Here is a 12,727-nt window from a genome sequence, read left to right as displayed (position 1 = left end):
ACCAGGAAAAACAGGCAAAAAAAAACCACGCTGCGAACGGACCGGGGTTCGTTCACAGCGTGGCGTCTGCACCGCATCATTCAGCGGCCGGGCTGTCTTTTTTCGCGCCGCCGGAGCCAAAGGTGGCGAAGCGCTTGTTGAAGCCGGCGATACGGCCTTCAGTGGTGGTCTTGCGCTGCTGCCCGGTGTACATCGGGTGGGAAGCGCTGGACACATCGAGGGCGACGTAAGGATAGGTCGTGCCATCGGTGTGGGCATGGGTGCGGTCCGTGTCGACCGTCGAACCGATCAGGAAAAACACATCGGCGGCGGTGTCATGGAACAGCACGGTACGGTACGCGGGATGGATATCAGCTTTCATGGTGCCTCCGGGGCTTTGTGTAATTTCGATAGTTATAACATTACACTTCAATGTATCCCGATGACAATCAATCTCATTGATTCAGTGCATTTGCGAGCTTGATCACACCTGACGCTCCGTGGGAGATCCATCTTGTGGGAGCGAATTCATTCGCGAAGAGGCCGGTACATTCGACGCATCTTCATCGCCTGGAACACCGCCTTCGCGAATGAATTCGCTCCCACACAGTCTCTGTGATTCAGTCGGTCGAGGCCTTCGCGGGCTAGCCTCGCTCCAACAGTCTTCGAGCGCAGGCTGGCGATGGCGTCAGGTCAGATAACACACCCGCTGTCTGCCCACCGCCATCGCCAGCCAGCTCCCACAATGTGACTCTCATTTCAATTCAGAAACGAATCACGTCGCTTCCTGAAAATCCATTTCCGGCGGTTGGCGGCTGAAACCGCCAGTCAGCCAGGCCAGGTAGACCACGCCCACCGCCAGCCAGCTCAGGCCGAGGATGATCGCCAGCTTGTCGAGGCTGATCATCAGCCACAGGTCGGCAATCAGGCCGATCAGCGGGAATACCAGGAACAGCACCAACTCGCGCAGGCCGCGTTTCTCGCCGCCTATCCAGTAGTGGAAGATCACCGACAGGTTGACGAGGCTAAAGGCCAGGAAAGCGCCAAAGTTGATGAAGGAGGTCGAGGTAGTGACGTCCAGCTTCAGGGCCAGCAAGGCGACCACGGCGCAGAGCAGGATGCTGTTGACCGGCGTACCGAAACGCTCGCTCAAACCGGCGAAGAAGCTCTTCGGCAGCACGCCATCACGGCCCATGGCATAGAGCAGGCGCGAGCCGCTGGCCTGGGCCGACAGCCCCGAGGCGAACTGGCCGACGATCAGGCCGATGAGGAAGATGCTGACGAACACATCGCCGCCGATATTGCGGGCGATTTCATAGGCGGCTGAGTCGACGTTCTCGAACACGAACGACGGATGGGCCAGCTGCACAAAGTACGACACGCCGACGAAAATCAGGCCACCGATCAGGGTGATCAGCATGATCGCCCTGGGAATGGTTTTGCGCGGATCGCGGGTTTCTTCGGTCAGGGTGCTGACGGCATCGAAGCCAAGGAACGAATAGCAGGCAATCGCCGCGCCGCTCATGATCATCGGCATCTGCATGTCGCCGCTGACGAAAGGCGCCAGGGTCCACAGCGGCTTGCTGACGTCACCGCCGATGTAATGAATGCACAGTGCCACGAAGGCGATCAACACGAGGAACTGCACGATCATCAGCAGTGCGTTAATGGTGTTGGCCAGTTTCAGGCCGACGATATTGATCACGCTGGTGATGACAATAAAGGCCAGGACCCACACTGGTTGCGGAACCGAGGGGAACGCCGAACCCAGGTAAGCCGCGCCGATCAGCCAGATGGCCATGGGCAGGAACAGGTAGTCGAGCAGCACCGCCCAACCGGCGACGAAGCCCAGCTTGGGGCTGATGGCCTTGCGCACATAGCTGTAGGCCGAACCCGCTACCGGGAAGGCCGAGGCCATGTGTCCGTAACTCAACGCGGTGAAGAACATCGCGACCAGCGCCGCCAGATACGCCGCAGGCACCATGCCAGCGGTGGACTGGGCGAGGATGCCGAATGTCCCGAGAACAATGATGGGTGTCATGTAGGCGATGCCAAACAGCACCACCGACCCTAGTGAAAGGGTCCGTTTCAAATGAGCCATGTGCGACTACTCCGGATTTATAGGTTTTATGGCAGAGAAAAGTTCGGCATAACCATGCGGTGAAACACTGCCACGCTGTACGTGGCAAAACCGCTCAGGGCGCTCCGGGTTCGCTCTTGATGGCAAACATCTGAGTCGGGCGCCTCGACTTGTCGGGGGTGAAACTTCAGGGCATCAACAACTCGCGTCGGCCATCGGCGTGCTCGACGACTTCGCCGGCCAGACGCAGGCGCTGGTCGTCCAAATAACGGTAGTCACGACGGGCTGCGGCCAGTTGGGCCAGGTCCAGCTCGACGCTGAACTGGCAGGGCTCGCGCCCGGCTTCATGCAGCAGCGTGCCGAACGGATCGACCAGGGCGCTGCCACCGGCGAATACCAATTGGCCGTCGCCTTCGCCCACCCGGTTGACCATCAGGGCGAATGCCTGATTTTCCTGGGCGCGGGCCATGATCGCGGTGCGATGAGTCGGGCCGTAGGGGTCCATATTGCCGTTGGTGACGATGATCAGCTCGGCGCCCAGTTGTGCCAGGGCCCGGGCCGATTCAGGGAATTCGATGTCGTAGCAGATCAGCACGCCGACGCGCAGGCCGTTCCACTGCGCCGTGACAAAGCGATCACCGGCACTGAACACGCCACGGTCCGACGCCCACAGGTGAGTCTTGCGATAGCGCAGGGCAATCTCGCCCTCGGCGTCGATCAGCAGCGTGGTGTTGTAGAACGTGCCGTTATCGTTTTCCGCCACGCCAACCACGACTGCGATCTTCCTGGCCCGGGCAGCCTGTTGCACCGCTTGTACGGTCGGGCCGTCGAGGGGTTCGGCAATCTGCGCGACGGTGTCGGCGGACGGGAAGCCCATCAGGTGGGTTTCCGGGAAGACAATCAGTTGCGTGTCGCTGGCAGAGGCGGTAATCGCAGCCAGTGCGCTCTTCAGGTTATGGGCAGTGCCATTGTCCTGGCCCGCAAGTTGGGCGAGTTCGACCTTCATGGGTTCTCCTTGTTCGGAACAGGAGCCGGTCCGGCACAATAAATGCTGGCCTGATCATCGGCTCGGCAGGCAGTATGCGCATCAGCAAGTGTTACGGGGTATTACGCAGCTGCGGTAACCCTAAAGGGGTATGAATGAGCATTTCACTACAGGACGTCGCCTGGCACCGTGCTGTCGCGCAATTGATCGAAGCACTGGACCGGCCCAATTTCTGGGCGCAGCTGGTCCGCCTGCTCGGCCAGTACGTGCCGTTCGATAGCTGGGTCGCCCTGCAATTCAGCGCCCGTGAGCGCCCCCAGGTGTTCGCCGAATGCCCTGCCGAAGACGGCAGCCCCGACCAGTTGTTTCAGGACTACCTCAAAGGCCTGTACCTGCTCGACCCCTTCTACATCGCCAGCCGCGAGCACCCGCAGACCGGCCTGCTGCGCCTGGCCGAAGTCGCGCCGGAGCATTTCGAACTCACCGAGTATTACCAGCGCTACTTTCGCCTCAATGTGGTGGCCGACGAAATCCAGTTCAATTGCCAACTGCCGGGTGAGCGGACCTTGTGCCTGTCGCTGGGCTCGACCCAGCGTTTCAGCGCCGAGCACATTGCCCTGCTATCGTTGATCCAGCCGTGGGTGGTGGCATTGTTGCGCCAGCGCCTGCCCTTCGAATTGAACGATCATCCTGTATCGGTGGAACCTGCCACTCAGGATCAGGACTGGCGCAGCCGCCTGGAAACTTCGGTGCAGCAACTCAAGGGCGCGCAACTGACCGCTCGGGAACTGGACGTCGGGCGCCTGATGCTCAGCGGCTGCTCGGGCAAGGAGATCGCCCGCAAACTGGATATTTCGGTGGAAACCGTACGCGTGCACAAGAAACACATGTACAGCAAACTGGGGATCAAATCTCAATCCGAACTGTTTTCGATTTTCCTTCAGGCGCAAAACGCTTGAAATGACTCAAGGCGTTACTCCCATAAGAAACCCTGGGTAGATGCGGCACAGATCGCCAGACCCTTTGACTACCAACCGCCATTAGCCCTCAGGATTCCGTATGAGCTTGTCTTTACTCAGTCGTTACGCCGTGTTCGTTGGTTGCGTGCTGTTCACCCTGTTAAGCCTGCCATTCTGGCAGCACGAATGGCTCTGGCCGTTCACCCTGATCACCGCCGTACTTAGCCTGGTCGGCCTGTTCGACCTGCTGCAATCGCCCCACTCGGTGCGACGCAATTACCCGATCCTGGGCAATATCCGCTACGCCGTCGAAGCCATTCGCCCGGAGATCCGCCAGTACCTGCTGGAGTCCGACAGCGACGCCCTGCCCTTCTCTCGCGCCCAGCGTTCGTTGGTCTACTCCCGGGCCAAGAACGAATCGGCGGACAAGCCTTTCGGCACCCTGATCGACGTCTACCAGACCGGCTTCGAATTCATCGGCCACTCCATGCGCCCGGCGCCGTTGAGCGACCCTAATTCGTTCCGCGTCACCGTCGGCGGCCCGCAGTGCAGCCAGCCGTATTCGGCGTCGATCTTCAATATCTCGGCCATGAGTTTCGGCTCCCTCAGCGCCAACGCCATTCGCGCGCTGAACCAGGGCGCCAAGCTGGGCAACTTCGCCCACGACACCGGCGAAGGCAGCATCAGCTCCTATCACCGCGAAAACGGCGGCGACCTGACCTGGGAACTGGGCAGCGGCTACTTCGGTTGCCGCAATGCCGACGGCAGCTTCGACCCGCAACGCTTCAGCGTGCAGGCCAGGGACCCGCAGGTGCGAATGATCGAGATCAAGCTGAGCCAGGGCGCCAAGCCCGGCCATGGCGGCATCCTGCCCAAGCACAAGGTCACCCTGGAAATCTCCGAAACCCGCGGCGTGCCCATGGGCGAAGACTGCATCTCGCCATCACGGCACAGCGCCTTCTCCACGCCCATCGAGATGATGCATTTCATCGCGCAATTGCGTGAACTGTCCGGCGGCAAGCCGGTGGGCTTCAAGTTCTGCCTAGGCCACCCCTGGGAGTTCATGGGCATTGCCAAGGCCATGCTGGAAACCGGAATCCTCCCGGACTTCATCGTCATCGACGGCACCGAAGGCGGCACCGGCGCAGCTCCCGTGGAATTCACCGACCACATGGGCTCGCCCATGCGCGAAGGCCTGCTGTTTGTGCACAACACCCTGGTCGGCCTGAACCTGCGCGACAAGATCAAGCTCGGCGCCAGTGGCAAGATCGTCAGCGCGTTTGATATCGCCTGCGTACTGGCCATCGGCGCCGACTGGGCCAACTCGGCACGGGGCTTCATGTTCGCCATCGGCTGCATCCAGTCGCAGAGCTGCCACACCAACAAATGCCCGACCGGCGTCGCTACTCAGGACACCCTGCGCCAGCGCGCCCTGGTGGTTCCGGACAAGGCCCAGCGAGTCTTCAACTTCCACCGCAATACCCTGCATGCCCTGGCGGAAATGCTTGCCGCTGCGGGCCTCGATCAGCCTTCACAACTGGAAGCCAAGCACCTGGTGCGACGCATGTCGGCCACCGAGGTCAAGCTGTTCTCCCAGACCCACGTGTTCCTGCAACCGGGGCAACTGCTCAACGGCATCGTCGACGACAGTTTCTATTCGCGCATGTGGCGCATGGCCCGTGCCGACAGTTTCGATGCCAATGATGTGGATTGATTGAGGCCGATTCAGACAGTTCGCCATCACGGCGAACTGCCTGTATTTCGAGACATCCTGTAATACCCCCGCTTTGCTTTTATCGCCAAATCCCGCCACCCTCCGCGCCGCCGATCAGCCCCTGACCGGCGACACGGAACCTCAGGTCTGCTTGACCTATCTTTTAAATACGACTCAAGAGCCTACCGTTATGACTGACGGACGCGACCCGCGCATCGACTTCTTCCGGGGTCTAGCGCTGATCTTCATTTTCTGGGATCACGTGCCCGACAACCCGCTGGGCCAGTTGACCCTGCGTAACTTCGGCTTCAGTGACGCGGCGGAAGTCTTTGTCTTCCTGGCGGGCTATGCCGCCGTTCTGGCTTATGGCCGCATCCTTCAGCGCGAAGGCTGGCTGGTGGCCTGTATGCGCATCCTGCGCCGCACCTGGGTGTTGTATGTGGTGCATATTTTCCTGCTGACCCTGCTGATGGGCATCGTCTTCATTGCCAACAACCATGTTGAAACCCGGGACATGGTGCAGCAGATGGGCCTGGAGTATTTCGTCGGCAATCCTCAGGCGGCCCTGGCCGATGAATTGCTGCTGCGCTTCAAACCCAACCTGACCGACCCGTTGCCGCTGTACATCCTGCTGTTGCTGGCCTTGCCCCTGGTGCTGCCAGTGTTGATGCGCAAGCCGCTGTTGGCGGTGGCCGGCTCCGTGGCCCTGTACCTGATGGTGCCGCTGCTCGGCTGGAATCTGTCGGCCTCTAACGGCGGCGTCTGGTACTTCAACCCGGTGGCCTGGCAACTGCTGTTCGTGCTCGGCGGTTTTTGCGCCCTGAACGCCCGGCCTCCGAGTGCCTCGCCGAAACGCGCCTTGCGCCAGCAGCCGCTGTTCCTGCTCGCAGCGACCTACGTAATTGCTGCCGGTGTCCTCACCGTCAGCGTCAACTGGCCCGATCTGCATACCGCCCTGATGCCGCACTGGCTGACTCCGCTGATCTACAAGACCGACCTGGCCCCGGCGCGCCTGCTGCACTTCCTGGCCCTGGCTTACTGCACCGCCAGGCTGCTGCCCGACCATCACCGCTGGCTGAATAACTGGCCGGCACACCATACCTGCCGCATGGGCCGCTATTCCCTGGAAGTCTTCTGCTTCGGCGTACTGCTCTCGACGCTGGCCGACGCGGCAAATGCCCTGGCCGGTGATACCTGGCCCATGCAAATCTGCACCGCCCTGCTCGGCGTGCTGCTGATGGGGCTGATGGCCGCGGGCCTGGAGTGGAACAGGCAGCTGAACAAACCGGCGCGGGTGATGACGGTTTGATCAGCCCGCAAACCCGATCCATTGATTGGAAATGGGTTTCGTAGGACCGGCTTTAGCCGGGAGGGGGGGGTTGAAGCTGATGCTCTCCCGGCTAAAGCCGGTCCTACAGAAATAAGGCTTTCGCTCTGCGATAGCAGACAAGAAACCACAATTCCCAGTGCCCGGCCAACCACCGGCTAAGCTGTTAATCAGGTGCGATTAGCCGCTTTAACCGGGCCATTGAATCATGAGCGCATTCGGGCATTCAGATACGCAGCAGGTAGTTGATGCTGACCATGAGGGCCAGGTTTCCTCAGCGAAACCCTCAAGGCGTCGGCGTTATTTCTGGCGTTTTGTCTGGTCGCTGATGCTGATGGCGCTCGCAGGACTGGGCCTTGCCATTTATTCGGAAAGCCGCAGCTCGCGCTTGCAGGCGCAGGAGTTCAGCCGCTATAGCGGGGAGCTGAGTTACACCCTGCAACCCGGTCCCAGCGAGTCGGTGGTCTATCCCGGCGAGGGGCCGTTCGACAAGCGCCTGGGCTATTCCGCACTGGGCGAATTTCTGCCGCGTCTGCTCAAGCGCGACTATCTGATCACCGAACAGACCCGCTTCTCCCCCGCCCTGTTGCGCTACAGCCAGCGTGGCTTCTTCGTGCCCTATCAGGAGAAAGTCCAGGCCGGGCTGCTGATCAACGACTGCCGGGGCGATGCGCTGTACCAGTTCCGCTATCCGCAGCAGTTCTACCCGACGTTCGCTGACATTCCGCCAGTTGTCGTGCAAAGCCTGTTGTTCATCGAAAACCGCGACCTGCTCGACCCGCAGCAGCCCCAGGCCAACCCCGCCGTGGACTGGCCGCGCTTTGCCAAGGCGGCGCTGTCGCAACTGGCCAAGCTGATCGGCCTGCCGGGGCAGTCCGCCGGGGGCAGTACCCTGGCGACGCAACTGGAGAAGTACCGCCACTCTCCCGATGGCCTGACCCAATCGAGCAGCGAGAAGTTGCGCCAGATGATTTCCGCCAGCGTGCGCGCTTATCAGCCTGGCGAGCAGACCCTGCCAACCCGACAGAACGTGGTACGGGACTATCTCAATAGCGTGCCGTTGTCGGCAGTGCCCGGCCATGGCGAAGTGCATGGCATGGCAGAAGGATTGCGGGTCTGGTACGGCGCCGACTTCAACCGCACCAACACGCTGCTGGCGGCCACCGCCGACGATCCGCAAAGTCTCTCCGAGCGCGGTCTGGCATTGCGCGAGGTGTTGTCGTTGATCATCGCCCAACGGCGCCCTTCGCATTATCTGGCCAATGGCCGCAGCGAACTTTCCGACCTGACCGACAGCCATATCCGCCTACTGGCGCAGAATGGCGTGGTCGACTCCCGGTTGGCCGATGCCGCCCTGCTCAGCACCGTGACCTACCGCGACTGGGTGCAGCAGCCGACCATGCAGCCGATCGAAAGCAACAAGGCCATCAATGCCGCCCGCAGTCGCCTGTCGGTGCTGCTCGACCGGCCGTTTTATGATCTGGATCGCCTTGATCTGGTGGCCGACAGCACCCTGCAGGCGCCGCTGCAGGAACGTGTCACCCAGTATCTGCACCAGTTATCGGACCCGACCTTCGCCGCCAGTGTCGGCCTGCTCGGCGAGCGCCTGCTGACCCCGACAACCACCGACAAAGTGCGTTACAGCTTCACCCTGTTCGAACGCGGCGCTGACGGTGCCAGGGTGCGGGTGCAGACCGACAGCACCGATCAGCCCTTCGATATCAACGAAGGCAGCAAGCTGGAACTGGGCTCCACCGCCAAGCTGCGGGTGCTGACCACTTACCTGGAAATCATCGCCGAACTGCATGAGCGTTACGCCGATCAATCCAGTGCCGCCTTGCGCAAAGTGCCGGTCAACGAATCCGATCGCCTGACCCGCTGGGCCGTCGATTATCTGCTGCAGAACAAGGATCACGATCTGGCAAAAATGCTCGGTGCCGCCCTCGACCGCCAGTATTCGGCCAGCCCCGCCGAAAGTTTTTTTACCGGCGGTGGCCTGCACCACTTCAATAACTTTCAGGCCCAGGACAACAGCCGCAACCCGACCCTGCGCGAGGCCCTGCGTGAGTCGATCAACCTGCCGTTCATCCGCCTGATGCGCGACCTGGTGCGCTACAGCACCTATCAGGCACCGAACAACAGCGCCGAACTGCTCAAGGACGACGACAACCCGCGCCGTCAGGAATACCTGGCCCGCTTTGCCGACCGCGAGGGTACGGAGTTCCTGCTGCGCTTCTGGAAACGCTACAAGGACAAGTCCACTGCGGAACGTCTGGATACCTTTCTCGACGGCGTACACCCCAGCGCCGTGCGTCTGGCCGCCGTGCATCGTTACCTGCTGCCCAACGCCAGCCAGGCGAGCTTCAACGCCTTTATTCGGGCCCATTACGTCGGGGAAAAAAGTGGCCCGATGCTCAACGAAAAGCGCCTGAGCGAGCTCTACGGCAAATACGGCCCCGGCGCCTACGATCTGCCGGATCAAGGCTATATCGCACGGGTCCATCCGCTGGATCTGTGGCTGGTGGGTTTCCTTATGCAGCACCCCCAGGCTTCGTTCAAGGATACCGTTGCCGCGAGCCGCGACGAGCGTCAGGAAGTCTACGGCTGGCTGTTCAAGAGCCGCCACAAGAGCGCTCGCGACAGCCGCATCCGTACCATGATGGAGGTGGAGGCGTTCCTTGATATTCATCAGCGCTGGCAGCGCCTGGGCTATCCGTTCGACCATCTGGTGCCTTCCCTGGCCACCGCCATCGGCAGCTCCGGCGACCGTCCTGCAGCGCTCGCCGAGTTGATTGGCATCATCCAGAACGACGGCATGCGCCTACCCGTGCTGCGCATCGACCGGTTGCACTTTGCCGCCGGAACCCCCTATGAAACCCGCCTGAGCGACAACCCTGACCTGGGCAAGCGGGTCTTGCCCAGTGAAGTAGCGGCGGCCATGCGTGAGGCCTTGTCTCAAGTGGTGGAGGGCGGTACGGCCAAGCGCGTGCAAGGCACTTTCAAACTGGCCGACGGCCAGGCGCTGGTCATGGGCGGCAAGACCGGCACCGGCGATAACCGTATCGAAAGCTTCGGCGCAGGCGGGCGACTGCTGGGATCGCGCGCCATCAATCGCACCGCGACCTTCGTGTTCTACCTCGGCGACCACCACTTCGGCACCCTCACCGCCTTCGTCCCCGGCCGCGCTGCCGAAGGCCTGCGCTTCACTTCGGCCCTGCCGGTGCAGGTGCTCAAGGGCATGGCACCGATTCTGGTGCCCTATCTGCAGCCCGGGGAACGGACCGGGTGTCAGGTGCCTCTCACCGTGTCGCTACGCTGATTCGACCACTGTATTGGTTGGAGCGAGGCTTGCCCGCGAAGAGGCCGGTACATCCGATAGAGCTGTAGAGGCTGGCAGATAGCTTTCGCGGGCAAGCCTCGCTCCAACAAATCTCGACCCCCACACAAATGAGAACCGTTCGTCTTTATATCTCTTGCGGGAACGTTTAGATATATCTTAAGGTATATCTAAACGTAACAGGAGATAGAGAAATGCGTGATGACCCTCACCACCGCCACGAGCACCACCATCGCCCCTTCGAAGCGGGCGACAGCCGCGATGGCTTCGAAAAACGTCACGGCCGTGAACGCGGTGGCCGTGGCCCGCGGGTCTTTGCCCCCGGCGATCTGAAGCTTCTGCTGCTGGCCTTGATCGCCGAGCAGCCCTGCCATGGCTACGACCTGATCCGTCAGATCGAAGGCCTGTTCGATGGCGCCTACAGCCCGAGCCCCGGCGTGATCTACCCGACCCTGACCTTTCTTGAAGAAAGCGAGCTGATCCTCGGCGACGCCGACGGCGGCAAGAAGCGCTACGCCATTACCGAGGCCGGTCAGCAATCGTTGCAGGAGCAGGCCATTGCCCTGGACGGCGTACGTATGCGCATCGAAGTCAGCAAGCGTTCGCTGCGTGGCCATGACCGGCCGCCGGAGATTCATGAGGCCGTACACAACCTGCGCCACGCCCTGCAAATGCACCACGGGCGCTGGAGCCCGGAAGAAATCCTGCGGGTTCGCGACCTGCTCAATAACACCGCCAAGGCCATCGTCGATGGTCCTCAAACTGCGTCGGAGAAGTCCGTATGAATTCGCAACAACAAGCTATCCACCGTGTCAGCCACGAAATCAAACGCCGTAAGCTCGAAGTGCTGCGCGTGACCGAAATCACCCCGCTGATGCGCCGCATCACTCTGCACGGCCCGGAACTGGCCGGGTTCATCAGCCTGGGCACCGATGATCACGTCAAACTGCTGTTCGCCCAGACTCCGCAAGAACAGGCGGCACTGGAGAACTTCGGCCCCGGCGCCGAAGGCCCGCGTCCGACCATGCGCGACTACACCCCGCGCCGCTATGACGCTGCCACCGGTGAGCTGGATATCGATTTCGTCCTGCACGGCGAAGGCCCGGCCGCGACCTGGGCGGCCCAGGCGCAACCGGGGCAATTGCTGCATATCGCCGGGCCACGGGGCTCGATGATCGTGCCGGACATGTTCGACAGTTACCTGCTGATCGGCGACGAAACCGCCCTGCCCGCCATCGCCCGGCGCCTGGAAGAACTGCCGGCCAATCGCGCCGCTCTGGTGGTGGTGGAAATCGCCAACCCGGACGAACAGCAGGTGTTCCAGAGCGCGGCCCAGGTCGATGTGATCTGGATCGTGCGCGGTGAGCAGGACCTGGTACAGGTCACGCGCAAACTGGAAATGCCCGAAGGCCGTCTGTACGCCTGGGTCGCCACTGAATCGGCGCTGTCACGCAAGGTGCGGGCGGTGCTGCTTAATGAGTTTGGCCTGGACGAAGCGGCAGTGAAGGCCGCCGGGTATTGGCGCGCGGAGGGTATGCAAGAGTAAATCTGGAAGGGAGAGGATTTTGTGGGACCGGCTTTAGCCGGGAAGGCAATAGGTCAGGCGATGGAAATTCATCGATCATACCCACCTCTTCCCGGCTGAAGCCGGTCCCACATGGGTTCCGCGTCATGCCTTGCGCCGGGCGCTCAAGCGATCAACCAGCAACAGCACCCCGGCCAACGCCACAAACCCCGCCAATATACCCAACGCATTGCGCAGCGCCGGTGGATAACCCAGGGTGCCAATATCAATGAACGGGTAGACATAGTCGCCGAGCATGTCGCCACGCAGCAGCAAATAGGCGAAATAGCCCAAGGGATAGAGCATCCATAACAGGATGTGAACCGGGCGCAAAAACCCTTTGGCCACGTACAGCCACCAATAGAGCAGGAACGCCAGCGGCATGATGTCGTGCAGCAGCTCATCGGCAACAAACTGCCAGCCCTCCGGCTTCCACAGATGGCGCAGCAGCAGGTTGTAGGCGATGCCGACCAGCACGATGCTCACCGTGATCCCGCCACAGACCACCGGATGACGAAAAAACCGATGCCCGGCCGACACACCAGTACTGACCGCACAGGTCAGGGCTGTGGCCGCCAAGGTGTTGCTCAGCACGGTGAAGAAGCTGAAGAACTTGACCAGCCCGCCCAACAGACTGGCGTGGTCGGCCCAGCGCGAATAGAAAATCAGATAGAGCTGGATGGTCAGTCCGACCCAGCCAAGAAATGCTGCGGCAATGACATAGCGACGCTGCGCCGACGTCATCGGCGCGAATCCGCTACCCGGTGTTTCGTTGTACATCT

The 12,727-nt window shown here is 61.4% G+C and carries 10 protein-coding genes; 6 read left to right on the top strand and 4 right to left on the bottom strand.

From position 1 onward, the window contains the following. Nucleotides 1-76: 76 nt before the first annotated feature. The 3 genes from M2401_RS01475 to M2401_RS01465 all read right to left on the bottom strand — a co-directional run bounded on the left by M2401_RS01475 (nucleotide 77) and on the right by M2401_RS01465 (nucleotide 3,065). On the bottom strand, nucleotides 77-361 hold the full coding sequence (locus M2401_RS01475) for a type B 50S ribosomal protein L31 (RefSeq protein WP_259098649.1): 285 nt from the start codon (nucleotides 359-361) through the stop codon (nucleotides 77-79). 393 nt (nucleotides 362-754) lie between these two features. Beyond that, the gene (locus M2401_RS01470) at nucleotides 755-2,080 is read right to left on the bottom strand and encodes an APC family permease (protein ID WP_259098647.1); all 1,326 of its coding nucleotides are present in this window, start codon (nucleotides 2,078-2,080) and stop codon (nucleotides 755-757) included. 166 nt (nucleotides 2,081-2,246) lie between these two features. Beyond that, nucleotides 2,247-3,065: a carbon-nitrogen hydrolase family protein gene (locus M2401_RS01465; RefSeq protein WP_259098646.1), complete on the bottom strand. Its 819-nt coding sequence runs from the start codon at nucleotides 3,063-3,065 to the stop codon at nucleotides 2,247-2,249. Nucleotides 3,066-3,199: 134 nt separating this feature from the next. Here M2401_RS01465 and M2401_RS01460 point away from each other — a divergent pair, with 134 nt between their 5' ends. The 6 genes from M2401_RS01460 (at nucleotide 3,200) to M2401_RS01435 (ending at nucleotide 11,927) form a co-directional block, all read left to right on the top strand. Beyond that, the gene (locus M2401_RS01460; protein WP_259098644.1) at nucleotides 3,200-4,003 is read left to right on the top strand and encodes a LuxR C-terminal-related transcriptional regulator; all 804 of its coding nucleotides are present in this window, start codon (nucleotides 3,200-3,202) and stop codon (nucleotides 4,001-4,003) included. 100 nt (nucleotides 4,004-4,103) lie between these two features. Beyond that, on the top strand, nucleotides 4,104-5,717 hold the full coding sequence (locus M2401_RS01455) for an FMN-binding glutamate synthase family protein (RefSeq protein ID WP_259098643.1): 1,614 nt from the start codon (nucleotides 4,104-4,106) through the stop codon (nucleotides 5,715-5,717). Between the two features lie 190 nt (nucleotides 5,718-5,907). Continuing rightward, complete coding sequence (locus M2401_RS01450; RefSeq protein WP_259098642.1) at nucleotides 5,908-7,026, top strand: OpgC domain-containing protein; 1,119 nt, start codon at nucleotides 5,908-5,910, stop codon at nucleotides 7,024-7,026. Between the two features lie 226 nt (nucleotides 7,027-7,252). Further along, nucleotides 7,253-10,363 (top strand): transglycosylase domain-containing protein, encoded by a 3,111-nt coding sequence (locus M2401_RS01445; RefSeq protein ID WP_259098641.1) that lies wholly within the window; start codon nucleotides 7,253-7,255, stop codon nucleotides 10,361-10,363. Between the two features lie 212 nt (nucleotides 10,364-10,575). Beyond that, nucleotides 10,576-11,166 carry a PadR family transcriptional regulator gene (locus M2401_RS01440; protein WP_259098639.1) on the top strand — a complete coding sequence of 197 codons (591 nt, stop codon included), beginning with the start codon at nucleotides 10,576-10,578 and terminating at the stop codon, nucleotides 11,164-11,166. Beyond that, nucleotides 11,163-11,927: a siderophore-interacting protein gene (locus tag M2401_RS01435; RefSeq protein ID WP_259098637.1), complete on the top strand. Its 765-nt coding sequence runs from the start codon at nucleotides 11,163-11,165 to the stop codon at nucleotides 11,925-11,927. The genes M2401_RS01440 and M2401_RS01435 overlap by 4 nt, the downstream gene beginning before the upstream one ends. A 123-nt stretch (nucleotides 11,928-12,050) precedes the next feature. Here the strand turns inward: M2401_RS01435 and M2401_RS01430 are convergent, their stop codons facing one another. Continuing rightward, on the bottom strand, nucleotides 12,051-12,725 hold the full coding sequence (locus tag M2401_RS01430) for a Pr6Pr family membrane protein (RefSeq protein ID WP_259098636.1): 675 nt from the start codon (nucleotides 12,723-12,725) through the stop codon (nucleotides 12,051-12,053). Nucleotides 12,726-12,727: the final 2 nt, after the last annotated feature.

Source organism: Pseudomonas sp. JUb42 (assembly GCF_024807945.1).
Classification (GTDB): Bacteria; Pseudomonadota; Gammaproteobacteria; order Pseudomonadales; family Pseudomonadaceae; genus Aquipseudomonas.
Note: the sequence above shows the minus strand (reverse complement) of the source record. Positions and strands in the feature narration are given on the sequence as shown.